General features: G+C 72.5%; 23 protein-coding genes. 14 read left to right on the top strand and 9 right to left on the bottom strand.

The features are described 5' to 3' along the window. The first annotated feature begins 82 nt into the window (after positions 1-82). Entirely contained in the window at positions 83-646 is a 564-nt protein-coding gene (locus ACIBQ8_RS20450; protein WP_397170383.1) for an ArsR/SmtB family transcription factor, read from the top strand. A gap of 365 nt (positions 647-1,011) precedes the next feature. Here ACIBQ8_RS20450 and ACIBQ8_RS20445 read toward each other — a convergent pair whose 3' ends face one another. Then, positions 1,012-5,685: an FtsK/SpoIIIE domain-containing protein gene (locus tag ACIBQ8_RS20445; protein ID WP_397192700.1), complete on the bottom strand. Its 4,674-nt coding sequence runs from the start codon at positions 5,683-5,685 to the stop codon at positions 1,012-1,014. Between the two features lie 351 nt (positions 5,686-6,036). Here ACIBQ8_RS20445 and ACIBQ8_RS20440 point away from each other — a divergent pair, with 351 nt between their 5' ends. From ACIBQ8_RS20440 to ACIBQ8_RS20385, 12 genes are all read left to right on the top strand, one after another. Continuing rightward, positions 6,037-6,714: a hypothetical protein gene (locus ACIBQ8_RS20440; RefSeq protein WP_397192699.1), complete on the top strand. Its 678-nt coding sequence runs from the start codon at positions 6,037-6,039 to the stop codon at positions 6,712-6,714. A gap of 1 nt (position 6,715) precedes the next feature. Next, a complete protein-coding gene (locus tag ACIBQ8_RS20435) occupies positions 6,716-7,432 on the top strand; it encodes a hypothetical protein (protein ID WP_397192698.1) in 717 nt (238 codons plus the stop codon). Further along, on the top strand, positions 7,429-8,724 hold the full coding sequence (locus ACIBQ8_RS20430; protein WP_397170377.1) for a CpaF family protein: 1,296 nt from the start codon (positions 7,429-7,431) through the stop codon (positions 8,722-8,724). The genes ACIBQ8_RS20435 and ACIBQ8_RS20430 overlap by 4 nt, the downstream gene beginning before the upstream one ends. A 2-nt stretch (positions 8,725-8,726) precedes the next feature. Continuing rightward, positions 8,727-9,572, top strand: coding sequence for a type II secretion system F family protein (locus ACIBQ8_RS20425; protein ID WP_397192697.1), 846 nt, complete (start codon positions 8,727-8,729; stop codon positions 9,570-9,572). After that, on the top strand, positions 9,565-10,485 hold the full coding sequence (locus ACIBQ8_RS20420; RefSeq protein ID WP_357994571.1) for a type II secretion system protein: 921 nt from the start codon (positions 9,565-9,567) through the stop codon (positions 10,483-10,485). The genes ACIBQ8_RS20425 and ACIBQ8_RS20420 overlap by 8 nt, the downstream gene beginning before the upstream one ends. Beyond that, positions 10,485-10,718: a hypothetical protein gene (locus ACIBQ8_RS20415; RefSeq protein WP_357969997.1), complete on the top strand. Its 234-nt coding sequence runs from the start codon at positions 10,485-10,487 to the stop codon at positions 10,716-10,718. Before ACIBQ8_RS20420 ends, ACIBQ8_RS20415 begins: the two co-directional genes overlap by 1 nt. Further along, complete coding sequence (locus tag ACIBQ8_RS20410) at positions 10,702-11,124, top strand: TadE/TadG family type IV pilus assembly protein (protein ID WP_357969999.1); 423 nt, start codon at positions 10,702-10,704, stop codon at positions 11,122-11,124. Before ACIBQ8_RS20415 ends, ACIBQ8_RS20410 begins: the two co-directional genes overlap by 17 nt. After that, positions 11,121-11,516, top strand: a complete 396-nt coding sequence (locus tag ACIBQ8_RS20405; protein WP_397170373.1) for a TadE/TadG family type IV pilus assembly protein — start codon at positions 11,121-11,123, stop codon at positions 11,514-11,516. The genes ACIBQ8_RS20410 and ACIBQ8_RS20405 overlap by 4 nt, the downstream gene beginning before the upstream one ends. 20 nt (positions 11,517-11,536) lie before the next feature. Further along, positions 11,537-11,923: a pilus assembly protein TadG-related protein gene (locus ACIBQ8_RS20400; RefSeq protein ID WP_397170372.1), complete on the top strand. Its 387-nt coding sequence runs from the start codon at positions 11,537-11,539 to the stop codon at positions 11,921-11,923. A gap of 70 nt (positions 11,924-11,993) precedes the next feature. Next, a complete protein-coding gene (locus ACIBQ8_RS20395; protein ID WP_397192696.1) occupies positions 11,994-14,732 on the top strand; it encodes a BTAD domain-containing putative transcriptional regulator in 2,739 nt (912 codons plus the stop codon). Then, complete coding sequence (locus ACIBQ8_RS20390; RefSeq protein WP_397192695.1) at positions 14,729-15,364, top strand: hypothetical protein; 636 nt, start codon at positions 14,729-14,731, stop codon at positions 15,362-15,364. The genes ACIBQ8_RS20395 and ACIBQ8_RS20390 overlap by 4 nt, the downstream gene beginning before the upstream one ends. Then, positions 15,361-16,293 (top strand): hypothetical protein, encoded by a 933-nt coding sequence (locus ACIBQ8_RS20385; protein ID WP_397192694.1) that lies wholly within the window; start codon positions 15,361-15,363, stop codon positions 16,291-16,293. The genes ACIBQ8_RS20390 and ACIBQ8_RS20385 overlap by 4 nt, the downstream gene beginning before the upstream one ends. Positions 16,294-16,316: 23 nt before the next feature. On the opposite strand, the gene ACIBQ8_RS20380 is transcribed toward ACIBQ8_RS20385, so the two are convergent. The 5 genes from ACIBQ8_RS20380 to ACIBQ8_RS20360 form a co-directional block, all read right to left on the bottom strand. Beyond that, positions 16,317-16,748: a MarR family winged helix-turn-helix transcriptional regulator gene (locus ACIBQ8_RS20380; RefSeq protein WP_397170364.1), complete on the bottom strand. Its 432-nt coding sequence runs from the start codon at positions 16,746-16,748 to the stop codon at positions 16,317-16,319. A 177-nt stretch (positions 16,749-16,925) separates the two neighbouring features. Further along, positions 16,926-17,246, bottom strand: coding sequence for a hypothetical protein (locus tag ACIBQ8_RS20375; RefSeq protein WP_397192693.1), 321 nt, complete (start codon positions 17,244-17,246; stop codon positions 16,926-16,928). Next, positions 17,247-17,759, bottom strand: a complete 513-nt coding sequence (locus ACIBQ8_RS20370) for a methylated-DNA--[protein]-cysteine S-methyltransferase (RefSeq protein WP_397192692.1) — start codon at positions 17,757-17,759, stop codon at positions 17,247-17,249. After that, complete coding sequence (locus tag ACIBQ8_RS20365; protein WP_397170360.1) at positions 17,756-19,159, bottom strand: AlkA N-terminal domain-containing protein; 1,404 nt, start codon at positions 19,157-19,159, stop codon at positions 17,756-17,758. Before ACIBQ8_RS20365 ends, ACIBQ8_RS20370 begins: the two co-directional genes overlap by 4 nt. Before the next feature lie 77 nt (positions 19,160-19,236). Continuing rightward, positions 19,237-20,493 carry an MFS transporter gene (locus ACIBQ8_RS20360; protein WP_397192691.1) on the bottom strand — a complete coding sequence of 419 codons (1,257 nt, stop codon included), beginning with the start codon at positions 20,491-20,493 and terminating at the stop codon, positions 19,237-19,239. Between the two features lie 60 nt (positions 20,494-20,553). Between ACIBQ8_RS20360 and ACIBQ8_RS20355 the strand changes: the two genes are divergently transcribed. Then, on the top strand, positions 20,554-21,552 hold the full coding sequence (locus ACIBQ8_RS20355) for a DUF5937 family protein (protein WP_397170358.1): 999 nt from the start codon (positions 20,554-20,556) through the stop codon (positions 21,550-21,552). Here ACIBQ8_RS20355 and ACIBQ8_RS20350 read toward each other — a convergent pair. The 3 genes from ACIBQ8_RS20350 to ACIBQ8_RS20340 all read right to left on the bottom strand — a co-directional run bounded on the left by ACIBQ8_RS20350 (position 21,510) and on the right by ACIBQ8_RS20340 (position 24,345). Further along, entirely contained in the window at positions 21,510-22,451 is a 942-nt protein-coding gene (locus tag ACIBQ8_RS20350; RefSeq protein ID WP_125632505.1) for an NYN domain-containing protein, read from the bottom strand. The two genes, ACIBQ8_RS20355 and ACIBQ8_RS20350, sit on opposite strands and share 43 nt — an antisense overlap. A 107-nt stretch (positions 22,452-22,558) precedes the next feature. Next, positions 22,559-22,759, bottom strand: coding sequence for an acyl-CoA carboxylase subunit epsilon (locus tag ACIBQ8_RS20345; protein ID WP_397170356.1), 201 nt, complete (start codon positions 22,757-22,759; stop codon positions 22,559-22,561). After that, complete coding sequence (locus ACIBQ8_RS20340) at positions 22,756-24,345, bottom strand: acyl-CoA carboxylase subunit beta (protein WP_364325929.1); 1,590 nt, start codon at positions 24,343-24,345, stop codon at positions 22,756-22,758. The genes ACIBQ8_RS20345 and ACIBQ8_RS20340 overlap by 4 nt, the downstream gene beginning before the upstream one ends. Between the last annotated feature and the right edge of the window lie 4 nt (positions 24,346-24,349).

Below are 24,349 nucleotides of genomic sequence, written 5' to 3'. Positions count from 1 at the left end.
CATACTGCCGACAGTAGTCTGCAGAGAGGTCTCGGCAAAGACATGTCTGCAGATATCGTCCTCAAGGACTAGCCTGCTCCTCATGAAGGACGACGAGCCCCTGGTGCTCCACGATCCCGACCGGCTCAAGGCCCTGGCCCATCCCATGCGCCGCCGCATGCTGACCCACCTGAACATCCACGGCCCGGCCACCTCCACCACCCTCGGCGAGCTGCTCGGCGCCAAGACCGGCACCACCAGCTACCACCTGCGCCAACTGGAGAAGTACGGCTTCATCGAGGAGATCCCCGAACGCTCCTCCGGCCGCGAACGCTGGTGGCGCCGCGCCGAACTCCCCAGGGACATCCGCCTCCCCGACCCCGGCGACCTCGGCCCGGAGGACCAGGCGGTCCTGACCGAGTTCCACCGGATCGGGCTGGAGGAGGACCGCGCCCTGCTGGACCGCGTCCCCGCCGCCTTCCAGACCGACCCCGACTGGGTGAAGGGCTCCCGGGGCCTCGCCCGCATGACCAAGGACGAGCTCAGGGAGTTCCACGACGCCTACGTGGCCCTCCTCCTGAAATACAGCCACCCCGCGGACGAGGCCCCACCCGACGCCCGCCCCCTGTTCGTCCGCATGTACACCCTCCCCGCCGACGACTCCTGACCCCACCCACCGCATCCCCGCGGCCGTACGCGTCGGGAACCAGGAAGACCGGCGCAGAGCGGCACGGGCCTGTACCACCTCCCGTCCGACGAGCGCGCCCATCCTGGAGGTCAGACAAGGGCCGCCAGACCTGTGTGACTCACCCGCGGTTGGTCTCGGCAAGGCTGGCCCGAAACGGGTACGCGAGTACACGCCCCCTCCGATGGACCTGATTCCGAACGTCAATCACCGCCGGTCGGGCCCGGGTTGGAGGGGCGGGAATCTCAGGCAGGTACGCCTTCCTGTCCGATGAGCTTGATCCCCAGACACCGGGATGGCCACCGTCGCCAGGGCGGCTCACACGGGTGGATGGTTCGGTGGGTGGGTCAGGGGGTGTCTGGGAGGGCTGTTTGGATGGGGGTGATGTTGCCGGTGGTGACCAGGAGGCCGCGTCCGGGAGGGCCGCCGCCCGCCCCGCGGGGCAGTCGGATGCTGAACAGGTCGCCGTCGGTCGGGCCCTGGACAGACAGCAGCACGCCCGTACGCGACTTGCGGGTCTCGGCCACGAAGCCGCGATAGGCGACCGCCAGGTCACCGGTGGAGCCGGCGATCAGCAGGCCGTGATCGCCGTCCCTGCCCGAGCGGAGGACCTCCTCCAAGGACGTGCCCAGCGGTGAGTCCGGGTCGACCAGTTCGGCGTCGTCCACGACCACGACGTACTGGCCCAGGTCGGCGACCAGTTCGGGGAGGTTGGCGGCGTTCCCGTCGAGGACGGCCACGGCGTCCGCCAGGTCGCGCAGCGGGCTCCGTCGGGGAGCCACGGCGACGACCGGCGTGCCGGCGGCGATGAGCGACCGCGCCGCCGTCACCAGGACGGACGACCGCCCCGACCGCGACGGCCCCGCGATCACCGCGCCCGGCCCGTGGGCCAGCAGGTCGACGCCGAGCGGGGTGAGCGCGTCCCCACCCGCGCCGACCAGCGCCCACAGCGGTGACGGAGGAGTGAACGCCGGATCGAGGTCCATCGTCTGGGACGCGGTGACCCGCATCGGCAGCGCGTCGACGCGCAGCGGCTGTTCGCCCTCCCCGCGCCGCCCGCCGCGCTCCCCGCGCCCCCCGTGCCCCGCGGCCTGCGGGGTCGCGCTGCGGGCCAGGGCCTGCAGGGCGGCGACCTGGGCGGGGCCCGCGGGGTCGGCGGAGAGGAGGGCGATGTGGTGTTCGGTGATGCCGTGCTCGCCCAGCGACAGGGCGCGCCCCGGAGGCATGGACGCGGGCAGGCCCTTCATCGGGAACCCGGCCAGCCCGTAGTCGGACGTGTCGGACAGGCGCAGCAGCAGGCGGTCGTCGAAGACCGTCGAGACCTGGCCGAGCAGGCCGGACCGGTCGCTGGTGACCACCGCGCGCAACCCCACGGCCGGGCCCTCGCGCAGGAGCTGGAGCAGGGCTTCGATCAGGCGGCCGTAGTCGTAGCTCTCGAACGCGGCGACGAAGCCCTCCCAGCGGTCGAGCATGAACACCAGCCACGGCAGGCGGTGACCGGCCTGGCGGTATTCGGCCAGCGAGGCGTGGCCCGCCTCGGCCAGCAGTTGCTGGCGGCGGCCCACCTCGGCGCGCAGGCGGCCGAGCAGCCGCTCCACGCGTTCGATCTGGTCGCGGGTGACGACGGCGCCGCAGTGGGGCATCGCCATGACGGGCAGGAGCGCCCCCGAGCCGCAGTCCACCGCGTGGACGTGCACGTCGGCGGGCGACGTATGGGCCGCGATGGCGCCCGCGATGGTCCGCAACGCCGTCGAGCGGCCGCTCCGCGGGGAGCCCGCGATCAGCAGGTGGCCGCCGTCGGCCAGGTCGAGCGCCAGCGGGCACCGATCCTGCCGCCACGGACGGTCGGTCACCCCGAACGCCAGCGGCGCCACCTCCTCGAACCCGCCGCCGGCCCCCTCCGGCGAGGCGGGCGAGGGCGGGTTGTCGGGCAGGTCGAGCACCAGGTGGGTGGGCAGGGGGTCGAGCCACGGGCTCGGCTGGGCCGGGACGCCCGCCAACCGCCCCGCCTCGACGAGCGCGTCGGCGACCAGGCCGAGATCGGTGTCCGCCGACTCCTCGGCCGGCTCCGGAGGCGGCGGCAGCGGCCTGCCGAGCGAGCGCCAGTCCACGTCGAGCACCCGCACCCGCCCGGCCGGCCCCCCGGCGGACGGAACCCGCGCGGGGCTGCGCCCGCCCACCCTGGCTGTCTGGACGGCGATCGCCGCCCCCACCCCCGACCGCACGTAACACCGGCCAGGGGTGGACTTGGAGATCGCGGCCGCGTCGGGCAGGTCGATGACGTCGGTGGACTCGGCGGGCTCGGTCACCCGCAGCGCGATCCGCAGCGAGGTGTTGGCCTGGATGTCGGGCGTGACCACGCCGGCCGGCCGCTGGGTGGCCAGGATCAGGTGGATGCCCAGCGAACGGCCCCGCCGCGCGATGTCCACCAGGCCGGCCACGAAGTCGGGCAGCTCGGCCACCAGCGCGGCGAACTCGTCGATGATCAGCACCAGGCGCGGCATGGGGGCCTGGCCGGCGTAGTCGTCGATGTCCTTGGCGCCCGCCGCCAGCAGCAGGCGTTCCCTGCGCCGGATCTCGGCCGCCAGCGAGTCGAGGGCCCGCTGGGTCAGGTGCCCGTCGAGGTCGCTGACCATGCCGACGGTGTGCGGCAGGCGTACGCACTCCTTGAAGGCCGCGCCGCCCTTGTAGTCGATCAGCACGAACGTGAGCTGGTCGGGCCGGTTGGCCACCGCCAGCGAGCAGATCAGCGTCTGGAGCAGCTCGGACTTGCCCGCCCCGGTGGTGCCGGCGATCAGCCCGTGGGGACCGTCGAGCTTGAGGTCGACCGAGAACGGGCCGTCGGGGCCGACGCCGATCAGCGCCTCGGTCGTGCCGCGGGCCCGCCAGCGGGCGGCCAGTTCCTTGCCGGACGGGTCGGGCATGCCCATCAGGTCGAGCAGGCGGACGGCTCCGGGCAGGTTGCCCGACGGATCGTCCCGGCTCACGTCGCGGATGGGGGACAGGGCCCTGGCCAGCCGGTCGCACCAGGCGGACGAGACGAGGTCGCCCAGCACCGGCCCGATCACGTCGAGCCCCCCGCCGAGCAGGCGGACGAGGCCGTCGGAGCCGCACGCCGCCACCGTCTGGCACTCCTCGGGCAGCAGCCGCTGGTCGTCGTCGATGGCGAGGGTGAACACCCCGGACCGGGGGCCCTGCCGCAGGACCTGGGGCATGTTGGGCAGGCCGCGCAGGATCTGGGCGCCGTCGAGGATCACCAGGACGTCGTGGGGACGGACGTCGTAGGAGGAGAAGCTGGGCTTCTCGGGGCCGCCCAGATCGTCCCAGCCTGTGGGGATCTTGCCGAACTCGGGGATGGCGGTGTTCTGGCGCTCGTCGATGAGCGCGGCCAGCTCGGCGACGCGGCGGGCGGCCGACTCGGGGTCGGTGCCGACCAGGGCCACGCAGTCTTCGCCCGATCGCGGGGCGCAGTGCGGCAGCCAGCGGGTCCAGCCCCAGCGGCGTTCGCCGTCGGCGCGCGCGGACACGACCACGATGGCCAGGTCGCGCGGGCTGTGCAGGGTGGCGGCCTGGGCGATCAGCCAGCCGGCCAGGCTGGTCGCGGCCCCGCGCGGGCCGGTGACGCCGGCGACGCCGAGCCGGCGCATGGCCAGCGCCACCGGCACGGCGCGGCAGAGCGGCGGCTCGATCGGGCCGCCCTGCTCCTCCGACAGGTCGAGGTTGGCGGGCAGGTCGGCGAGGCCGACGCGCAGCCGCAGCGAGTCGGCGTCGTGGCTGCGGCGCTCCCACAGACGCCGGCGCGGCCCGGTCGCCGTGAGCAGGACCTGGGCCGGGTCGGGCGCGTCGGACCTGCGCGCGGCCTCGTCGGCGGCCCTGGCCCGCTCCACCTCCTCGTCGTAGGCCCGGACGCGTTCGCCGAACTCCTTGAGCGCCTGCTTGTGCTTCTTCCTGCCGTGGCGACGGTCGCTGAACCACTGGCCGATCATGATGATCGGCGTCATCAGGGCGACGAGCAGGTAGTAGGGGGCGTGCAGGGCGAACGCCAGCGTCACGCCGAGCACGGCGGGCAGGAGCGCGGCCAGCAACTGCAGCCGCATGCCCTCGGACCTGGTCGGCTCCTTGGGCTTGACGAACCTGCGCTCCGGCTCGGGGCGGCGCAGCCTGGGCGGCCGGTTGTAGGCGAGGCCGCCCTCCCCCCTGGGAGCGAGGTGGGCGTCCTTCGGCTCGATGGAGGTCAGCACGAACACGGAGGACCCGCAGGTCAGCACCGCCTGGTCGGGCCACTCGGCGGGCCCGGTGAGCGCCCTGCCGTCGAGCTCGGGCATGTCGCCCTGCTCGGCGGCGAGCTCGGCCGCCTCCCGCTCGGCGACCCGCGCGGTCAGCTCGGCGACCTCCTCGGCCCACCGCCCCTTCAGCTTCAGCCTGGAGGTCTGCCCCGAGCTCTGCCGGTGCGCCCGCTCGACGGTGATCGCGTCAGGCGTCACGCGCACGGCGACGGCCTCGGCGGCCAGGAGGGGATCGGCGACGGCCATCGCGCAGGTCGGGTCGGACCCGATGACGTGCACGCCCAGCCCCAGCCGGTGGACCGCCCCCGCCGCCGGGCCGCCGATCACGCGGATCTCGGCCACCCCGCCGGGCTCCTCGACCACGGTGGCGCGGGCCAGGCGCGGGTCGAGCGTGACCTTGTCGCCGTCGCGCAGCACGGCCGCCGCCGGTGCCCGCGGATCGAGCGGACGCCCGTCACGCCAGAGCAGCGCCCCGGAGTCGCCGGGAAGGGCGGCGGGGACGTCGAGCCGGTCGGGGACGCGCGGACGGGGGATGCGCGTCTCGGCCGCGCCCCGCCCACCGGCCTCGGGCGCCAGGCCGTAGGGCGCACGCGTCCGCGGCAGGTGGACGACCTTCGCCATGGACGTGCGCCCGCTCAGCGCCTCGGTCACCCCGGCCACAGTGGCGCCGCCGTCGCCGTCGATCACGACGTCACGGTCGCCCTGCTCGCCGAGCACGGTGAGCATGATCCGCATGTGCCGTCTCCTCGCTCGACCTCGGGCGCCAAGGTAGCGCCAGAAGCGAGAGTAGGCGTCCCGGTTGACGCCACCGGCATGAGAACGCGGTTCTGTGGATGACCCGCGCGCCGACCGTCACGATCAAGCCTGAAAAAGCTGTGATTACTGCGACTCAAGATAAAACTGTGACCAGCATGCTGATAAATCGGTATTAGTCAACGTGGTAGAGACAATAGGCATCGATTATTCCGGGTTGACATCGTGCCACCTGCGAAACAAGCATGGGTCCTCGCATTCCGCCCACGCCTCACCCGGGCGCCCCACATAATGGGCGTGAATTCCGCATTTCACAATGGGAGCCCCCCACCCATGAGGACCAGTGAAAAACCTGCCGCCGACAACGCGGCGGCGGGGTTGTCCGGCCCGGCCTCGCGCAAGCTCCCCGTGCCCCCACGCGAACGCAAGCCGGCCCTCGCCGCGCTGGCGGTCCTGCTCATACTCGGCGGAGCGCTGGCCACCACGCTGCTCGTGCTGCGCAGCGGCGACCGCGTCTCCGCCATCAGGATCACCCAGCAGGTCGGAGCGGGCCAGAAGTTCGACGACGGAATGCTCGAAGAGGTCAAGATCGCCTCGGACACGGGCGTCGACTACGTCCCCTGGTCCCGGCGCTCGGAGGTGACCAGCAGCTTCGCCGCGGTCACGATCCTGCCGGGCACCCTGCTGACCAACCGGATGGGCAGCAAGGCCAGCGACGAACTGGGCCCGGGAAAGGCCACCGTCGGTCTCGCCCTCAAACCCGGCCAAATGCCCGCCGGCATTGAACAGGGCGACCGCGTCCAGGTCGTGTACGTGCCGAACCGGACGGCTCAGGGGCAAAGTCGCGTACTCGCCGAGAGCGCGCTCGTGTTCAGCGCCGGCGACAAGAACCGGACCGGCGGTAATTCCGGGCAGATCACCGTGATCGTCGATTCGTCGGACTCACCGCAAATACTCGCCTATGCCTCCAGCGGAGAGATCGCGGTGGCCGAGCTCCCGGGAGCGCGCTGACGTGGCGCTGATCGTTCTGGCCGCCGACAAGGGCGCGCCCGGCGTGACCACCGCGGCCACCGCCCTCGCGGCGGTGTGGCCGCGGCCCGTGCTGCTGGCCGAGTGCGACCCGGCCGGCGGCGACCTCGCCTACCGGCTGCCCGCCGCCGACGGCGGCGTGCTCAACCCGGGCAAGGGCCTGCTCACGCTCGGCGCGACCGCCCGCAGGGGCCTCGAACCCGCCCAGATCCACCAGCACACGCAGAAGATCATCGGCGGGCTCGACGTGCTGGCCGGGCTGACCCACGGCGAGCAGGCGGCGGGGCTCACCTGGCTCTGGGGCCCGCTGGGCAGGTCGCTGGCCGCCATCCCCGACGCCGACGTGATCGCCGACTGCGGCCGCCTGGGCTCCCACCCGCAGCTCGCCGACCTCCTCGCCGAGGCCGAGCAGGTGCTCCTGCTCACCAGGGCGACCCTCGACCACGTCGCCCACCTGCGCGAACGCCTCCAGATCACCAAGGCGCACGGCGTCGTCGTGATCGCCGACCCGCGCAACTACCGGGCCTCGATCGAGGACGTGCGCAGGATCGTCGGACCCATCGTCCAGTTCGTCCACGGGCTGGCCCACGACCCGAAGGGCGCCGAGCTGCTGCGCGGGCAGTGGGGCGGCCGGCTCGACCGGTCCCTGCTCATCCGCACGGCCCGCGACCTCGCCGCGAGGCTGGTGAGCCACCGATGATCGACCACTCGCTCGTCAAGCGGTTCCGCCAGGAGGTCGGCGACCGGCTGGCCCAGCAGCGCCGCATCGACCAGGCGAGCGGCGTCCCGCCGATGTCCGGCGAGGACGAGCGCCAGTTCGCCAGGGCGCTGATCTCGCAGGTGCTGGAGGAGCACGCGCGCAACGAGATCGGCCTCGGCCGCACGCCGCCCACCATCGAGGAGGAGGAGGCCCTCGCGGCCGGCATCCACGCCGCCCTGTTCGGCGTCGGCCGCCTCCAGCCGCTGCTCGACGACCCCGAGGTCGAGAACATCGACATCAACGGCTGCGACCGCGTGTTCGTCAGCTACGCCGACGGCCAGGAGCTCATGCACGACCCGGTCGCCGAGTCCGACGACGAGCTGGTCGAGCTGATCCAGATCCTGGCGGCCTACTCCGGGCTGTCCAGCAGGCCGTTCGACACCGCCAACCCCCAGCTCGACCTGCGGCTGCCCGACGGCTCCCGGCTGAGCGCGGTCATGGACGTCACCGTGCGCCCGGCCGTGTCGATCCGCCGCTCCCGCCTCGGCAAGGTCTTCCTGTCCGACCTGACCGGCAACGGCACGATCAGCCCGGAGATCGGAAGGTTCCTGACGGCCGCCGTCGCGGCCCGCAAGAACCTCATGATCGCCGGGTCCACCAACGCCGGCAAGACCACCCTGCTGCGGGCGCTGGCCAACGAGATCCCGCCCAGCGAGCGGCTGATCACCGTCGAACGCGCTCTTGAGCTGGGCCTCGACCAGTTCCCCGAGCTCCACCCCAACGTGGTCGCCTTCGAGCAGCGCCTGCCCAACTCCGAGGGCCAGGGCGAGATCTCCATGGCCGAGCTGGTCAGGCGCTCGCTGCGGATGAACCCCAGCCGCGTCATCGTCGGCGAGGTGCTGGGCGACGAGATCGTCACCATGCTCAACGCGATGACCCAGGGCAACGACGGCTCGCTGTCGACGATCCACGCCAACTCCAGCATGGAGGTCTTCAACCGCATCGCCACCTACGCCCTCCAGGCCGCCGAGCGCCTGCCCATCGACGCCACCCACATGCTCATCGCGGGCGCGATCGACTTCGTCGTCTTCATCGAGAAGCGGAACGACTACCACGTCGGCGGCACCCTGCGCCGCTACGTCTCCAGCATCCGCGAGGTCAACGGCTGCGACGGCCGCGTGCTGTCGAGCGAGGTGTTCGCGCCCGGTCCCGACGGCGCGGGCGTCCCGCACGCGCCGGTCTCGTGCCTGGAGGAGCTCGTCGCCCACGGCTACAACCCGGGAGGCTGGTGAGGATGGCGTTCGACCTCGACCCGCTCGCGATGGTGGCGGGCGCGGCCGCCGGCGGCGGCCTCTTCCTGTTCTTCCTGGCCCTGTACGGCCTGCGCCGCCGTCCGTCCCAGCCCAGACGCCCGCTCGTCAAGATGCTGACCACCCGCACCGCCGTCGCCGCGGTGTCCGCCGGCCTGGTCCTGGTGGTCACGGGCTGGCCGGTCATGGCGGTGGGCACGGTGCTGCTGGTGTTCGCCTGGCGCGGACTGTCCGGCGGCGCGGCCGAGGAGCGCGCCGCCATGCGCCGCCTGGAAGGGCTGGCCGCCTGGACCGAGTCGCTGCGCGACACCATCGCCGGGGCGGCCGGGCTGGAGCAGGCCATCCCGTCCTCGATCAGGGCCGCCGCGCCCACGCTCCGGCCCCACCTGCGGGCCATGGTCGACCGCCTGCACACCCGGATGGCGCTGCCGGAGGCGCTGTCCCGCTTCGCCGACGAGCTCGACGACCCCTCGGCCGACCTGGTGATCGCCGCGCTCATCCTCAACTCCCGGCTGCGCGGCCCCGGCCTGCGCGACGTGCTCGGCGCGCTGGCCGTCTCGGCCCGCGAGGAGCTCGACATGCGCCGCCGCGTCGAGGCCGAACGCCGTGCGACCAGGCGCAGCGTGCAAATCGTGGTGATCACGGCGCTGGTCTTCGCCGGGCTGCTCATCCTGTTCAACCCCTCCTACGTCAGCGAGTACGGCTCCGCCCTCGGCCAGGCCGTGCTCGTGGTCGTCGGCGGCCTGTTCGGCGCCGGGTTCGCGTGGATGCGGCGGCTGGCCAGGTTCGACAAGCCGACCCGGCTGCTGATGGGAGGCGGTCATGGTTGAGGGCGTGCTGGCCGGGGCGGTGCTCGGCCTCGGCCTGTTCGTGCTGGTACGCGCCTTGTTCCCGGCCCGTCCCGGGCTGGTGGCGCGGCTGCTGGCGCTCGACGCCGTGCGCGAGGACGCCGACGCCCCGCGCATCCAGCTCCTGCTGCCCGAGGAGGAGGTCAGCGCCTTCCGCCGCGGTCTCGGCGCCCGCCTGGCCCGCCTCTACGGCGCCCGCGGCTGGGAGGCCCGCTCGGTCAAGTCCGACCTGGCCCTGCTCGGACGCTCGTTCGAGGCGTTCCTGGCCACCAAGGTGCTGCTCGCCGCGAGCGGCCTGCTGGCCTTCCCGATCCTGCTCGGCTGGCTGGCGCTCATGGGGTGGGGCGTGTCGTTCACGGTGCCGTTCTGGTCGGCCGTGCTCGTGGCGCTGCTCTTCTTCTTCCTGCCCGACCTGCAGATCCGCAAGGAGGCCGCTGCCATGCGGCGCGACTTCCGGCACGTCGTGGGCGCCTTCCTCGACCTGGTCTCGATGAACCTGGCGGGCGGGCGCGGCGTCCCCGAGGCGCTGATGATGGCCGTGTCGGTCAGCGGCGAGCAGCCCAACTGGGCGATGGGCCGCATCCGCGACGCGCTCGGCGGCGCCCGGATCGTCGGCATCACCCCGTGGCAGGCGCTCGGCCAGCTCGGCGAGGAGATCAACGTCGACGAGCTGCGCGACCTGTCGGCCGCGCTCGGCCTGGTGGCCGACGACGGCGCCAAGGTGCGCGCCTCGCTCACCGCCAGAGCCGCCACCCTGCGCCGGCGCGAACTGGCCGAGATCGAGGGACGCGCGGGCGAGCGTTCGCAGTCGATGCTCGTGGCCCAGCTCCTCCTGTGCGCCGGTTTCGTGATCTTTCTCAGTTTTCCCGCCGCGATGAAGATGTTGGGGGCCTGATGAACCATCCATGGATCGTCTATCTCACCGCCTACCTGGGGGTGCGGATCCAGCGCGCCCGCACCGCGCCCAGCAGGGGCGCCTCCGCCGTCGAATGGGTGATCATCACGGCCATCATCGCGGGCGTCGCGCTCGGGCTGGCCACGCTGATCAAGACCCTGGTCGAGCAGAAGTCCAGCGAGATCCAGGGCACGTTCGGCGGTGGCGGCGGCGGTGGTGGCGGAGACTCGTGAGCGGGGCGCGACCGTGATCGAGCTGGCGTTGCTGATGCCGGTCATCCTCGCGGTCGCGCTCCTCGTCGTGCAGGTCGCGCTCTGGTTCCACGGACGCCAGATCGCCGAGGCGGCGGCCAGGGAAGGCGCGCGGGTGGCCAGGTCGGCGCCGTTCGACTCGGGCGACTGGCAGGGCGCGGCCACGGCGAAGGCCACCGACATCGTCAAGGCGGTCGGCCCGCGGCTGCTGGAGAACGCCGCGGCCACCACCTCCGAGCGCGACCCCGACCAGCGCTTCGTCACGGTCACGGGCAGCGCCGTGCAGGTCGTGCCGCTGCTGCCGCCGCTCACGTTCACGATCACGGCGACCGCGGGCGGGCCGATCGAGTGCTTCCGTCCCGACAACGGCGGTGATGACTGCCGATGAAGCCGGGCGAGCGCGGCTCGATGGCCGTGGAGACGGTGATGCTCGCCCCCGTCTTCCTGCTGTTCCTCATGTTCCTGGTCGGGGCGGGGGTGCTGGTGGAGACGCAGGGGCGGGTCAACGGCGCGGCCAGGGACGCCGCGCGGGCCGCGTCCGTGCAGCGGAGCTTCGACGACGCCGGCGCCGCGGCGGAGAGCACCGCCAAGAGCTCACTGGACGACAAGTGCGGCGCCACCGCCGTGAACCTGGACGGATCCACCTGGGAGGCGGGCGGCCAGGTCCAGGCGGAGGTGACCTGCGAGCTCGACCTCGGCTTCCTCGGGTTCGGCGGCACCAAGCGGCTGACGGGCACCGCCGTGGTGCCCCTTGAGCAGCTCGTCAGGAGGGAGCCGTGAAGGCGGGGGAGCGGGGGTCCATGTCGGTCTTCACCGTGCTCTTCTCGGTCGTGGTGTTCCTCCTGGCCGGGCTGCTGGTCGACGGCGGCGCGGCGATCAACGCCCGGCTGCGCGCCGCCGACGTCGCCGAGCAGGCCGCGCGGGCGGGCGCGGACAAGATCGACGTCGACCGCCTGCGCACCGGCGGCGAGGTCGCCCTGCTGGACGAGGGGCAGGTCTGCGCCAGGGCCGACGAGATCGTCGCGGCCCAGGGCGGCGACGGCGTGGCCCGCGGCTCCTGCTCGGTCCAGCAGGACCGGGTGACGGTCAGCGTCTCGGTGCGGTGGGAGGCGTTCTTCCTCGGGGCGCTCGGGTTCCCGGGCTCGGAGATGAACGGCGAGGCCACGGCCGCCCCGGAAGCCAGGTAGACCGATTCCCGCCACTCGGTGGCCGGGGCAACGCACGAGGCAGGACGCTGGACGGAAGAAGGGAGCGGCGATGCCGACGCGAGAGCCGACGCGGGAGCCGGCGCGCCCCCCGGGGCGGCACCAGCCCAGGCGGCCGCCTGCGCGCATCCCGGCCAGGCGGACCTTCGGCGACGTGCTCGCCGGGCTCGCGGCGCTGGTGGCGCTGGTGGCGCTGGTGGGCGGGGTGCCGTACGCGCTGCTCAGGTTCGCCGGGCCGCCGGTCACGTCCGAGATGCTCGACCTGCGGTTCTTCACCGCCGAGGCCGGGCCGAGCACGATCCAGGCCGTCCTGGTGCTGCTGGTGTGGCTGGCCTGGTTCCAGCTCTTCGTGTGCGTGCTGGTCGAGGTGTACGCAGGCGTCCGAAGGGTCGGGATGCCCGCCCGCGTACCGCTGTCGGGCGGCACGCAGGCGCTGGCCAACAAGCTCGTCGGCGCGGTGCTGCTGCTGTTCACGGCCGGGGCCATGATCGCGCCCATCGCGCGGATGGCCGCGCCGCCCGCCGCGCCGCCGGTGACCGCGGTCGCCTACTCCGCGCCGATCGTCGAGCAGACGCTGGAGACCCACAAGACCAAGAAGGTGTACGTCGTGCAGCCCCCGCACGGGAGGCACCACGAGAGCCTGTGGGAGATCGCGGAGAAGTGCCTGGGAGACGGCCGCCGATATCCCGAAATTTACCGACTCAACCAGGCCAAGGAGCAGCCGGACGGCACCCGTCTGCGCATGGCCGACCTGATCAGGCCCGGCTGGGTGCTCGACATGCCGGACGACGCCAGGAACGTGCACATCGTCCCGGCCGGCCAGTCCCGCGAGCAGACGCTGCGCGAGCACCCCGGCGTGGCCCACACCCGCGCCCAGCCCGACGCCCGCCACCACGCCGCCAAGAAGGCCACGGAGGGCAAGACCGCCGAGAAGAGCGAGAAGGACCAGGCCAGGCACCGCAAGCCCGACGTCCGGCAGGACCAGCCCGAGATCACCATCAGGCAGGCCCAGAGCCTCGACCTGATCGACTACCTGGCCGGGGCCTCGCTGGCCGCCGCCGGGCTGCTGGCCCTGCTGGCCAGGAGGCGGCGGGAGCAGTTGTGGCGCAGGGCGTTCGGACGCCGGATCGTCCGGCCGCGCGACGACGCCGCCCAGGCCGAGGTCGCGCTCAGGCTGGGCGGCGACGCGCCGGGCGCGCGCATCCTCGACATCGGGCTGCGGCTGCTCGGCGCCGAGCTGGCCGCCCAGCACCGCACCCCGCCCACCGTCTACGGCGCTCACCTGTCCCCGCGCACGCTCGACCTGTGGATCCACCCGCCGGACGACGACCCGCCCGAGCCGTGGACGGCCCAGGACGGCGGCCAGGTGTGGCGCCTGCCCGCCCACGAAGGCCGGCTGCTGGAGGAGCAGGCGGGCGGCGCGCCGTACCCGGGGCTGGTCTCGATCGGCACGGACGCGAGCGGCCGGGTGCTGATCGACCTGGAGGCCGCGCAGGGCCTGATCAACATCCGCGGCCCGCAGACCACCGCGGCGCTGGCCGCACTCGCCGTCGAGCTGGCCACCAACCGCTGGTCCGACCGCATGCGCATCACGCTCGTCGGGTTCGGCGAGGAGCTGACCGCCATCGCCCCCGACCGGATCAGGGCCGTCGGCAGCCTGGCCGAGGTGCTGCCCGAGCTGGAGGCGACCGCCGCGCCGCGCCGGGAGGTGCTGACCGGACGCGTCTCCGGCAGCCCGCGCGACGCCCACTACCTGCTGTCGGCCGTGGCGCCCACGCACGAGGAGGCCCGCCGCCTGGCGCTGCTGGCCCGCCGGGACACCGCAGGGTACGTCCTGGCCGGCGACGTCCCGCACGCCACCTGGACGCTGGAAATCGGCGACGACGGCAAGGCGCGCATCGCCGAGCTGGGCTTCGAGGTCGAGGCCCAGCTCCTGCCGCGCCGCCACTACAAGGCGCTGATCGACCTCTTCCGCACCGCCGGACGGCTCGACGGCGAGACCTACCCCGAGGCCGAGCCGCTGGAGGGCCTGCACCCGCCCGCCGTCGAGATCAGGATGCTCGGCCCGATCGAGATCGCCGGGCTCGCGCCCCTCGAAGAGGGCCGCATGGCGCTGGCCACCGAGCTGCTGATCTACCTGGCCACGCACCCCGGCGGCGTGCACCCCGTCGTGCTCGGGGGCGTGTTGTGGCCGCGCGGCGTCCAGACCATGGTCAGGGACGCCACCATCGCCCGCGTCGCCGACTGGCTCGGCCCCGAGCACCTGCACGTCGACGAGGCCGGGCGGCTCAGGCTCGGCCCCGAGGTCCGTACGGACTGGGCCCTGTTCCGCGAGCTGGTCCGCCGCTCCCAGCACGACCCGACGGCCCGCACCGTCCTGCTGGAGAAGGCGCTCGGCCTGGTACGCGGCCCGCTCCTGGCCAACCGCCCGTCCGGCCGGTACGCCTGGCTGGCGGCCGACGACCTGGAGTACGACGTCGCGGCCGGCGTGGCCGACGCGGCCCACCGGCTGTGCGAGCTGCGGCTGGCCCAGGACGAGCCGGACGCGGCGGTGGCGGCCGTCCGCGCGGCGTTGCTGCTGGCGACCGACGACGAGGGGCTCTGGCGCGACCTGCTGCGGGCCACCTCCGCCACCGGCGACGCCGTCCGCATGCGGGCCGTGGTCGAGGTGCTGACCCGCAGGGCCGCCTCCCACCCGTACGGCGGCGGGATGGCCCCGGAGACCGAGGCGTTGATCGAGGAACTGCTGCCCTCGTGGCGCATCCACGTGGTGAGGGAGTCGTCCGCATGAGACGTATGACGATGATCGCGCTCGTCCTGCTGGCGGCGGGGTGCGGGCAGGCCGAGCGGCCGTACACGCCGCAGCCGGGTCCGTCCGGGACCAGCGCGGCGACCGCGACGGCGGCGGCGCCCGCGACGGCGACCACGACGGCGCGGCCCTCCGCGGACGCGCCCGGCGTCGAGACGGTCGAGGTCGGCGGCGGGAAGCTGCGGGTCGACATCGACTGGCCCGCCCGGCGTGACCCGCTCATGCGGGTGATCACCGACTGGTACCTCGCCTCCCGCAAGGTGATGGTCTCCGGAAGCGATCGATACCTGAAGGATCTGGATCTCGAACTCCAGGCGGTGCGCCAGGCGTATGACGGAGTACGCCGGTACACCGAGGAGGACAGAAGGGTGCAGGGCGTCGCCAGACTGTACGGCCTGCGGGTCACGAAGGTGCTGGACAAGGGCGCGCAGATCGACACCTGCGTGGACGAGTCGAAGGCCCGCGTGATCAGCGCGAGCAGCGGCGAGGCCGTCTCGCCCCAGCCCTCCATCATGCGCGCCCCCTACCTCCAGAGGGCCCTCGCGCACCGCGGCGACGACGGCGTGTGGCGGATCCGGGAATTCCTCTATGACAAGGAAGGGTGCGCGCGATGAACCGCGTGATCTCGCTGGCCACCGCGGCCCTGATGCTGCTGGGCCAGCTCGACGACCCCGGCGAGACGGCCGGCAGCCCCATCGAGCACGGCCGGACCAGAGGGATCGAGCTGCGCAACTCCAGGATCGTCATCTCCGGCAACGGCGCCAAGGGCGGCAACACGGACGGATACGTCCTCAAACGCCCCTGCTGGTACGAGCCCGGCATGACGGGCGCCGAGATGCTGAAGTCGCAGGAGGGCCTGCGCGACTACTGGTTCAGGTACACCAAGGACGCCTCCGAGGAGGGGTTCCAGGAGTTCCTCAAGCAGTTCAAGGACAAGGTCGGCAAGGACGGACGCTGGTGGGGCCCGGCGTACGACGCCTCCGACCCGAAGGGCCAGGTCTGCTTCGCGGCGCTCGACCCGTTCGTGTTCGTGCCGCCGGGCACGACGCCGCCCGCCGGGATCACGATCCGGGAGCTCGCCGAGATCGCCAGGGCGTCCCTGACCGTGCCCGAGCCCACGATCAAACTGAGCCCCGACGCCAAGAGCTTCGTCAACCTGCCCACCTGGGTCTGGCTGGAGGGCCTGGGCGAGCGGCGCAGATCGGTGACCGCGGAGATCCCGGGCGTCATGAGCGTGACCGTGGTGGCCACGCTGAAGAGCATCAAGATCGACCCGGGCACCACGAAGGACCGGGCGGAGGTGCACGAGGAGGGCTGCGGGGCGGCCGGACGCCCGTACGCCAAGGGGGCCTCGTTCACCTGCGGCGTGCGTTACCTTCGGGCCTCGATCGACCAGCCGCGCGAGGCGTACCGGCTCACCGTCACCACGTCATGGCCGGTGGAGACGACGGGTGACGCGGTGCCGTTCCAGTTCGCGCCGGTCGAGGCGGGGGCGACCCGGGACGTGCCGGTCGGCGAGATCCAGAGCAACGTGAAGCCCTGACGGGAGGGCGAGCCGGTGCCGGGCTAGGCGATCACCGCGGCCAGCGGTGCCAGCTCGGGCTGCCCGGCCGCCTCCGCCAGCACCTCCTTCAGCACGCTGTCGTGCGTCGGGCCCGCGGCGGTCAGCAGGTCGCGGCCGCCGGGGGTGACCTCGGAGTAGATGCCGCGCCGGTCGTCCTCGCACAGGTAGCGCTTGAGCAGGCCGCGCTTCTCCAGCCGGGTGACCAGCCGGGTCGTGGCGCTCTGGCTGAGCACGACCGCGCGGGCGAGCTGCTGCATGCGCATGTGCCAGCCGTCCTGGCGGGCCAGGACGTCGAGCACCGTGTACTCGCTCACGCTCAGGCCGTGCGCCTTCTGCAGCGCCTTCTCCAGCCTGTCCTCGATCTTGGCGTGCAGGGCGGCGAGGGTGCGCCACCCCTGGGCACGCGCTTCCACGGCGTCGTCGGCCAGAGGCATGGGACCCCCTCCTCGTGCTCGTGTCGACGATTAGTAGGCGTATGCAAATGATGCCTACGCCGTCTAACGTCGCATGAACCCCATTCTATGCCGCCAGCCGTCCGCCGGCGGCCCCTCATCGCCCCGCGGACGCGCACAGGGCCGACGCGAGATCGTCGCGTCGGCCCTGTGCGGTGCTCAGCTCACGTCGAAGAGCTCTTCTGCGGTCTCGACGGTGATGGCCCTGTCGATCCATCTCCCGAGAAGGTCGAGGTCGGTGCACTCACCGATCCGCTCGGCCGTCTCCTCCGGCACCGTGATGCCGCGTGCCCCCAGGATCCGCAGGATCGCCTTGGCCTCGCCTCGGGCCTCGCCTCGGGCCTCGCCTCTGGCCTCACCGAGGGCCTCGCCTTCGGCCTTGCTCTCGGCGACCCACTGGCGGACCCACTTGCTCTTAGGCTCGCGTGTTCCCATGGCCATAGTGAACTCCAGGAATTTGTCGATGGCGACCTCGGGCAATTACTGGGAGTTGGGGTTTTGTCCGCTTTCGTGGGCGAGGAGCCATTCCTTGACCGGGACGCCGTAGTAGTAACCGCCGTAGCCGCCCGTGCTGGGCAGGACGCGGTGGCAGGGGACGAAGGGGGCGATGAGGTTCTGGGCGCAGGCGGAGCCGGCGGCGCGGGCGGCGGTACGGGGCAGCCCGGCGGCCTGGGCCAGCTCGGCGTACGAGACCGTCGTCCCCGCGCGGACCTCGCGCAGCGCTTCGTGCAGGCGCTTGCGGGTGGGGGAGCCGGGCTGCGAGACCGGGACGGCGTCCAGGGCGTCGAGGTCGCCGTCGAAGTAGGCACGGACGGCTTCGGCGGGGGCGCCGAGGTCGTCCACCACATCGAGGCCCTCCGACTGAAGGGCCGGGGTGAGGCGGACGAACATCTCCGCCGGGTCGGCCGTGAAGCCGCCCGCGACGAGGACTCCCTCGCGGGTGAGCAGCGAGAGCGGGCCGATCGGCGTCGGCAGGACCTGGGCGGTGATCATGAAGAGCTCCAGAGGTGCAGGGCGGCGTAGGCCCGCCAGGGCCGCCACCGTTCGATGTGGTCGTCGGGGATGCCCAGGGCGGCCATGCGCTTGTTCAGCACGAGGTCGCCCGTGGGCCAGGCGTCGGGGTCGCGCAGCGCCCGCAGCGCGATGTAGCTGGCGGTCCAGGGGCCGATGCCGGGCACCTTCAGCAGCTCGGACACGGCCTCGGCCGGGTCCTGGCCGCCGTCGAGGTCGATGTCGCCGTCGGCGACCCGGCCCGCCAGGTCGGCGAGGGTGGCGATCCTGCGGTTGGTCAGGCCGAGGCCCGTCAGGTCGGCCTCCCGCAGCTCGGCCGCGGTGGGGAAGAGGGGACCGCCGGTCCTGGCGACGATGCGGCCGAGCAGCGTACGGGCTCCGGCCACCGAGATCTGCTGGCCGACCACCGCGCGTACGGCCAGCTCGAAGCCGTCGAACGTGCCCGGCACGCGCAGTCCGGGCCGCGCCGCGACGAGCGGGGCCAGCGAGGTCTGGCCGAGCGCCTCGGCGATGGCGTCGGGGTCGGCGTCCAGGTCGAGCAGGCGGCGGCAGCGGGCGACGATGCGGGCGAGCTGCCGGGTGTCGGCCAGGGCCACGTCGAGCGCGATGTGGTCCGGCCGGGGGGTGAGCGTGATCGTCCCGCCCGGCACGACCCTGGAGTACGACTCCGGGCCCGCGACCTCAAGGCCGGGGATGGCGCGCGAGGTCAGGAACCCGAACACGCCCGCCACGTCGTACGGCTCGCGGCGGTGCAGCCGCAGCCGCAGCGTGACCGGCCCGGCGGCCTCGGGCTCGGGCGGCGCCGCCGGACGTCCGGCCGTGGCGCGCAGCTCGCTCGGCGTGAAGCCGTACGTCTCCCGCATCGTGGCGTTGAACTGCCGCACGCTGCCGAACCCGGCCGCGAACGCCACCTCGGTGACCGGCAGCCCGGTCTCCGTCAGGAGCTGCTTGGCCAGCAGCAGCCGCTTCGTCCGGGCCACGGCCAGCGGCCCGACGCCCAGCTCGGCCACGAACAGCCGGTGCAGGTGGCGTTCGGTGATGTGCAGCCGCCGGGCCAGCCCGGCCACGCCGCGCTCGTCGGCGGCTCCGTCGTCGATCAGCCGCAGGGCCCGGCCGATGAGGTCGCCGCGCAGGTCCCAGCCGGGATCGCCGGGCGACAGCTCGGGACGGCAGCGCTTGCACGGCCGGAACCCGGCCGCCTCGGCCGAGGCCGCGTGCCGGTAGAAGCGCACGTTCCTGGAGGACGGGGTACGCGCCGGGCAGATCGGCCGGCAGTAGATGCGCGTGGTCGTCACCGCGGTGTAGAAGCGCCCGTCGAACCGGGAGTCCCTGGCGGAGACCGCCCGGTAACAGGAGTCGAAGTCGAGCTCTAGGGGTGACATGCCCCCGAGACTATGCGCGGGCCGCGGGTGCCGACCGGCGGAAATCGGACCTCACCGTGAAAACGCAGGTCAGCAGGTCAGTACGGCCGATCGGCGGTATTCGGACCTGATCGGCGAAGGGCTGAGAAGTGGATCGGCAGCCAGCTCACGGCCATGATCACCGCACCCGCCCAGAGCGGCGCGCGCACCCCCCACACCTCGCCCAGCAGCCCGGCCAGCAGCCCGCCGAGGCCGACCGCGCCCATCAGCAGCAGCCGCATGGTGGCCGTCATCCGGCCGAGCAGGTGGTCCGGCGTGACGCGCTGCCGCATGCTCACCAGCAGCACGTTGTTCACCCCGGTACGGAACGTCAGCACGAACCAGGCCGCCGCCGCGGCCCACAGCCACGGCCCGGCGTCGAGGAGCGGGATCACCAGCGCGGCCGGGGCGGTGGCCAGGCTGACCAGCCACACCGCGCGGCCCGTGCCGAAGCGCCGGCCGAGCAGATGGGCCGACGACGACCCGGCGAGCACGCCGAGCCCGCCCACCGCCAGGTACGCCCCGAGCACCCACTCCGGATACCCGAGCCGCCCGACGACGAGCACCGGCAGCAGGACCGAGCAGAGCGGGAACGCCAGGTTCGCCATCGTGCCCTGGACCAGGGCCGCGACCAGCACCCGGTTGCCGAGGATGAACCGCACGCCCTCCGCGATCCGGGCCCGCAGGGACTCCGCGGCCTCCGCCGAGCCGTCCCGCGCGAGGGCCGGTTCCGGGACGCCGCGCAGCCAGGCCGCCGACCACAGGTAGCTGAGCGCGTCCAGCAGCACGGCCAGCGGCGCGCCCGCGACCTGGGCCAGCACCCCGGCAAGGCTGCGCCCGGCGACGTCCATGCCCGCGGCCGTGCCCACGAGCAGCGAGTTCGCCGACGTCAGCCGCTCGCGCCCGACCAGCCCCGGCACGATGCTCATGGACGCCACGTCGAACAGCAGCGACCCCGCGCCCACGAGCACCGTCACCACGTAGAGCTGCGCCATGGACAACGTCCCGGCCCACCAGGTCACCGGCACCGACAGCAGCGCCACGGCACGGGCGGCGTCCATCGCGATCATCAGGCGGCGCCGCCGGACGCGGTCCACCCAGGCCCCTGCGGGCAGCCCGATCACCAGGGCCGTGAGCGTGGCGAGCGCCGAGAGCAGCCCGAGCTCGCCCGCGCCCGCCCCGAGGGCGGTCACGGCGAGCAGGGGGAGGGCGACGTAGGTGATCTGGCTGCCGAGCTGGCTGATCGCGCCGGCGACGAACAGGTTGCGGAACGCGCGAAGCCGCAGGAGCGGAGCTTCCACCAAGGTTGCTGACATGTCGGCAGGATGCTGAAATGTCGGGCAAGGCCGCTATCGATTAAGTGACAAGCAAATTCAATGACCCTCGACCTGACGTTCACCGCCCACGACCTCGCCAACATCCGCTTCGCCGTCTCCCCACTCGGCGAGGTCGTGGCCAGCGCGCGCGTGGTGAAGAACCCGGCCGCGCACCCGCTCCTGCGCCCCTGGGCCGACCAGGTTCGCCGCCGCCTCCAGGACGTGGACTGGCGGCTGCTGTCGGACCTGGTCCCGGTGCCCACCGTCTCGATCGCGGGCTTCACCTGCACCCCGCCCTCGACGTCCATGCCGGACCTGGAGCTGGAGCTCGCCACGATGCGGGGCGCGGCGGCCCGGGTCCGCACAGATCTGGACCACATCGGCGGTCCCCGGACGAAACGGGTGCAGGCCCTCTACGACGACCCGGAACAGGGCCTCGAACGCCTGGCCGCGGAGGTGGCCGGCTACTGGGAGGCGGCGATGGCGCCGTACTGGCCGCGGATCAGGTCGCTGCTGGAGGGCGAGATCCTGCACCGCGCCCGGCTGCTGGCCGAGGGCGGCGCCCAGCGCATGCTGGCCGACCTCGACGACGCCGTCACCTGGGACGACGGCACGCTGCGGCTGGAGCATCTGTACGTGTCCGGCCGCCGGTCACTGAGAGGGCTCGGGCTGCTGCTGGTGCCGTGCGTGTTCGCCTGGCCGCGGGTGCTGTCGGTCACGACGCCGCCGTACCAGCCGACCGTGCGCTACGCGCCGCGCGGCATCGCGACGCTCTGGGAGCGCCGCGAGCTGGACCCGCCAGAGGCGCTGGCCGCCGTGCTCGGCAGGACGCGCGCCCGGCTGCTGGCCGAGCTGGACCAGCCCGCCTCGACGCGCGACCTCGCGCAGCGCGCCGGGCTCTCCGAGCCCGGCGTCAACCAGCACTTGACCGCGCTGCGCAAGGCCGGCCTGTGCACCGCGCACCGAACCGGCCGGTACGTGCTCTACGCCCGTACGGCGGTCGCCGAGACGCTGCTCTACTTGGAGGAGACCCCCACCCCCAGATCGAACTCCCGGTAGACGCGCGCCCAGAACCCGTCACGCAGCCAGACCCGGGCCTCCGGGTAGGGCCGCAGCGAGTGCCCGAGCTCCTTCTCCGCCTCGATCAGCAGCTCGGTGTCGATCACCGTCGGCAGTATCGGGCCGGGCAGCAGGTCGCGGATGTTGTCGCGGCCGCGGGTGAGTATCCACTTCTGGGCGACGTGCTCGCCGACGTCCTCCACGCGCGGACGGCTGGGCCCCAGCTTGGCGACCTGGCCGGGCTTGGCGTGCGGCTTGACCGGCGCGCGCCCGGCGAACACCTGGGCGGGCGAGGGAGCCGCGGCGGGCGGGGTGACCGGAACCGGCTGCGGAGCGCGACTGAAAAAGGGTCTCAGGAAATCGGCGGAGATCACCTCCACCGTGTCGGACTCCCACACCAGGCGCTCGGCCTGGTTGGTGCCGTAGGGCGGCTCGACGCCCCACAGGTGGATGCGCACGCCGTACGCCTGCGCCGCCTCGACCGCCGGAACCATGTCCTCATCGCCCGCCAGCAGGATCGTGTCGGTCACCGCGTGATGCCGGGCGAGAGCCTCCAGGTCGCTCCTGATCTGCGCGTCGACGCCCTTCTGCTGGCCGCGAGCGTTGAGGTTGCCGAGGCGCACCTTGACCCACGGAAGCTGGGCGATGACTCGCTGGTCGACGGTCGGCACACGGTCGCGGGCGGCGTCATACCAATAGATCCGCAGAAGTTCGCCGGAAATACGTTCCTCTGCATGTTTCTGTAGACTCTGGATGAGCTCATCGGCGGCCACCCGATATTCCTTGCGTTCCTTCGCGCCGAGCAGCACCTCACCTGCCGCAGCGTAGAGATAACCGACATCCACTAGGACGGCGTACTTGGCTGCCACAGGATGCGGCATGAGGTCTGGGATGGCCATGTCGTCCTCCAGGCCGCGGTGTTAGTTGATCGGCTGACTATATACGCCTACTTTCTCTAGATAGTCCCAACTCCCGGGGAACTTGACACCCGATTCCCGGGATCTATCTAGGGTAGTGCGCTCATCCGCCAAGCCGCCTTCCCCGGCGCGCCAGGGTTACGCATACCTCTGGCGGGGTTTCGCCATGTTTGTCTACGGGGTCTCTCGGGTTCGGCGTACGAGCTCCGCCGCGTGGCGAGCACGGCCACCACGGCCGCGATCTCCTCGGGCGTGGCGTCGCCGCGGACTATGCGCAGGTGGTCGCTCATAGAGGAATGTTCCCATGCTTCTTCGGCGGCAGCGAGGCTCTCTTGTTACGCAGCGCGCGAAGTGCCCGGACAACTTGGGGCCGGGTTTCGGACGGCCGAATCACCGAGTCCACATAGCCGCGTTCGGCCGCGATGTACGGATTGGCCAAAGTGTCCTCGTACTCGGTGACGAGCCGGGCGCGCTCGGCGTCGGGGTCGTCGGAGGCCGCCAGTTCGCGCCGGTAGAGGATGTTGACCGCGCCCTGGGCGCCCATGACCGCGATCTGGGCGGTGGGCCAGGCGAGGTTGACGTCCGCGCCGAGGTGCTTGGAGCCCATGACGTCGTACGCGCCGCCGTACGCCTTGCGGGTGATGACCGTGACCAGCGGGACCGTGGCCTCGGCGTAGGCGTACAGGAGCTTGGCGCCGCGGCGGATGATTCCGTTCCATTCCTGATCGGTGCCGGGGAGGAATCCCGGTACATCAACAAAAGTCAGGATCGGAATATTAAAGGCATCACAAGTTCGAATAAATCTGGCGGCCTTCTCGGAGGCGTCGATATCCAGACATCCGGCGAAATGCATGGGTTGGTTGGCGACGACCCCGACCGGCTGGCCGTCCACGCGGCCGTAGCCGACCACGATGTTCGGCGCGAACAGCGCGTGGACCTCCAGGAACTCCCCGTCGTCGAGCACGTGCTCGATCACCTGGTGCATGTCGTACGGCTGGTTGGGGGAGTCGGGGATCACCAGGTCGAGCTCGGGGTCGGGCTCCAGGTCGGCGGCGGCGGCGAAGGCCGGGGGCTCGTCCAGGTTGTTGGAGGGCAGGTAGGACAGCAGCGCCTTGACGTAGTCGAGGGCGTCCTCTTCGTCGGCGGCCTGGTAGTGGGCCACGCCCGACTTGGTGTTGTGCGCGCGGGCCCCGCCCAGCTCCTCGAACGTGACCTCCTCGCCGGTCACCGTCTTGATCACGTCGGGCCCCGTGATGAACATGTGGGACGTCTGGTCCACCATCACCACGAAGTCGGTCAGGGCGGGCGAGTAGACGTGGCCGCCGGCCGCGGCGCCCATGATGAGCGAGATCTGCGGGATCACGCCGGAGGCGTGCACGTTCCGCTTGAAGATCTCCGCGTACAGGCCGAGCGCGACCACGCCCTCCTGGATGCGCGCGCCGCCGCCCTCGTTGATGCCGATGATCGGGCAGCCGGTCTTCAGCGCCAGGTCGATCACCTTGACGATCTTCTCGCCGTACACCTCGCCGAGTGAGCCGCCGAAGACCGTGACGTCCTGGGAGAACACGCAGACCTGGCGGCCGTCGATCGTGCCGTGGCCGGTGATGACGCCGTCGCCGTACGGCCGCCGCTTCTCCAGCCCGAACATCGTGGACCGGTGGCGGGCGAACTCGTCGAACTCCACGAACGAGCCCTCGTCGAGCAGCGCGAGCACCCGCTCGCGCGCGGTCATCTTGCCCTTGGCGTGCTGTTTGTCCACCGCCGACGACGATCCGGCGTGCACGGCCTCGTCGAGCCTTCGCTCCAGGTCGGCGATCTTGCCCGCGGTGGTGTGGATGTCCGGCATCTCCGGCATGGGATCGGCGGCTGCGCTCATGCGC

Source organism: Nonomuraea sp. NPDC049646, from assembly GCF_044465525.1.
Classification (GTDB): domain Bacteria; phylum Actinomycetota; class Actinomycetes; order Streptosporangiales; family Streptosporangiaceae; genus Nonomuraea.
The sequence above is the reverse complement of the archived record's forward strand: the minus strand, read 5'-3'. Positions and strand labels throughout refer to the sequence as shown.

Coding starts and splice junctions, on each gene's coding strand:
- ACIBQ8_RS20450 (WP_397170383.1), top strand. CDS start 83: ATGAAGGACGACGAGCCCCTGGTGCTCCACGATCCCGACCGGCTCAAG.
- ACIBQ8_RS20445 (WP_397192700.1), bottom strand. CDS start 5,685: ATGCGGATCATGCTCACCGTGCTCGGCGAGCAGGGCGACCGTGACGTC.
- ACIBQ8_RS20440 (WP_397192699.1), top strand. CDS start 6,037: ATGAGGACCAGTGAAAAACCTGCCGCCGACAACGCGGCGGCGGGGTTG.
- ACIBQ8_RS20430 (WP_397170377.1), top strand. CDS start 7,429: ATGATCGACCACTCGCTCGTCAAGCGGTTCCGCCAGGAGGTCGGCGAC.
- ACIBQ8_RS20425 (WP_397192697.1), top strand. CDS start 8,727: ATGGCGTTCGACCTCGACCCGCTCGCGATGGTGGCGGGCGCGGCCGCC.
- ACIBQ8_RS20420 (WP_357994571.1), top strand. CDS start 9,565: ATGGTTGAGGGCGTGCTGGCCGGGGCGGTGCTCGGCCTCGGCCTGTTC.
- ACIBQ8_RS20415 (WP_357969997.1), top strand. CDS start 10,485: ATGAACCATCCATGGATCGTCTATCTCACCGCCTACCTGGGGGTGCGG.
- ACIBQ8_RS20405 (WP_397170373.1), top strand. CDS start 11,121: ATGAAGCCGGGCGAGCGCGGCTCGATGGCCGTGGAGACGGTGATGCTC.
- ACIBQ8_RS20400 (WP_397170372.1), top strand. CDS start 11,537: ATGTCGGTCTTCACCGTGCTCTTCTCGGTCGTGGTGTTCCTCCTGGCC.
- ACIBQ8_RS20395 (WP_397192696.1), top strand. CDS start 11,994: ATGCCGACGCGAGAGCCGACGCGGGAGCCGGCGCGCCCCCCGGGGCGG.
- ACIBQ8_RS20390 (WP_397192695.1), top strand. CDS start 14,729: ATGAGACGTATGACGATGATCGCGCTCGTCCTGCTGGCGGCGGGGTGC.
- ACIBQ8_RS20385 (WP_397192694.1), top strand. CDS start 15,361: ATGAACCGCGTGATCTCGCTGGCCACCGCGGCCCTGATGCTGCTGGGC.
- ACIBQ8_RS20380 (WP_397170364.1), bottom strand. CDS start 16,748: ATGCCTCTGGCCGACGACGCCGTGGAAGCGCGTGCCCAGGGGTGGCGC.
- ACIBQ8_RS20370 (WP_397192692.1), bottom strand. CDS start 17,759: ATGATCACCGCCCAGGTCCTGCCGACGCCGATCGGCCCGCTCTCGCTG.
- ACIBQ8_RS20365 (WP_397170360.1), bottom strand. CDS start 19,159: ATGTCACCCCTAGAGCTCGACTTCGACTCCTGTTACCGGGCGGTCTCC.
- ACIBQ8_RS20360 (WP_397192691.1), bottom strand. CDS start 20,493: ATGTCAGCAACCTTGGTGGAAGCTCCGCTCCTGCGGCTTCGCGCGTTC.
- ACIBQ8_RS20355 (WP_397170358.1), top strand. CDS start 20,554: ATGACCCTCGACCTGACGTTCACCGCCCACGACCTCGCCAACATCCGC.
- ACIBQ8_RS20350 (WP_125632505.1), bottom strand. CDS start 22,451: ATGGCCATCCCAGACCTCATGCCGCATCCTGTGGCAGCCAAGTACGCC.
- ACIBQ8_RS20345 (WP_397170356.1), bottom strand. CDS start 22,759: ATGAGCGACCACCTGCGCATAGTCCGCGGCGACGCCACGCCCGAGGAG.
- ACIBQ8_RS20340 (WP_364325929.1), bottom strand. CDS start 24,345: ATGAGCGCAGCCGCCGATCCCATGCCGGAGATGCCGGACATCCACACC.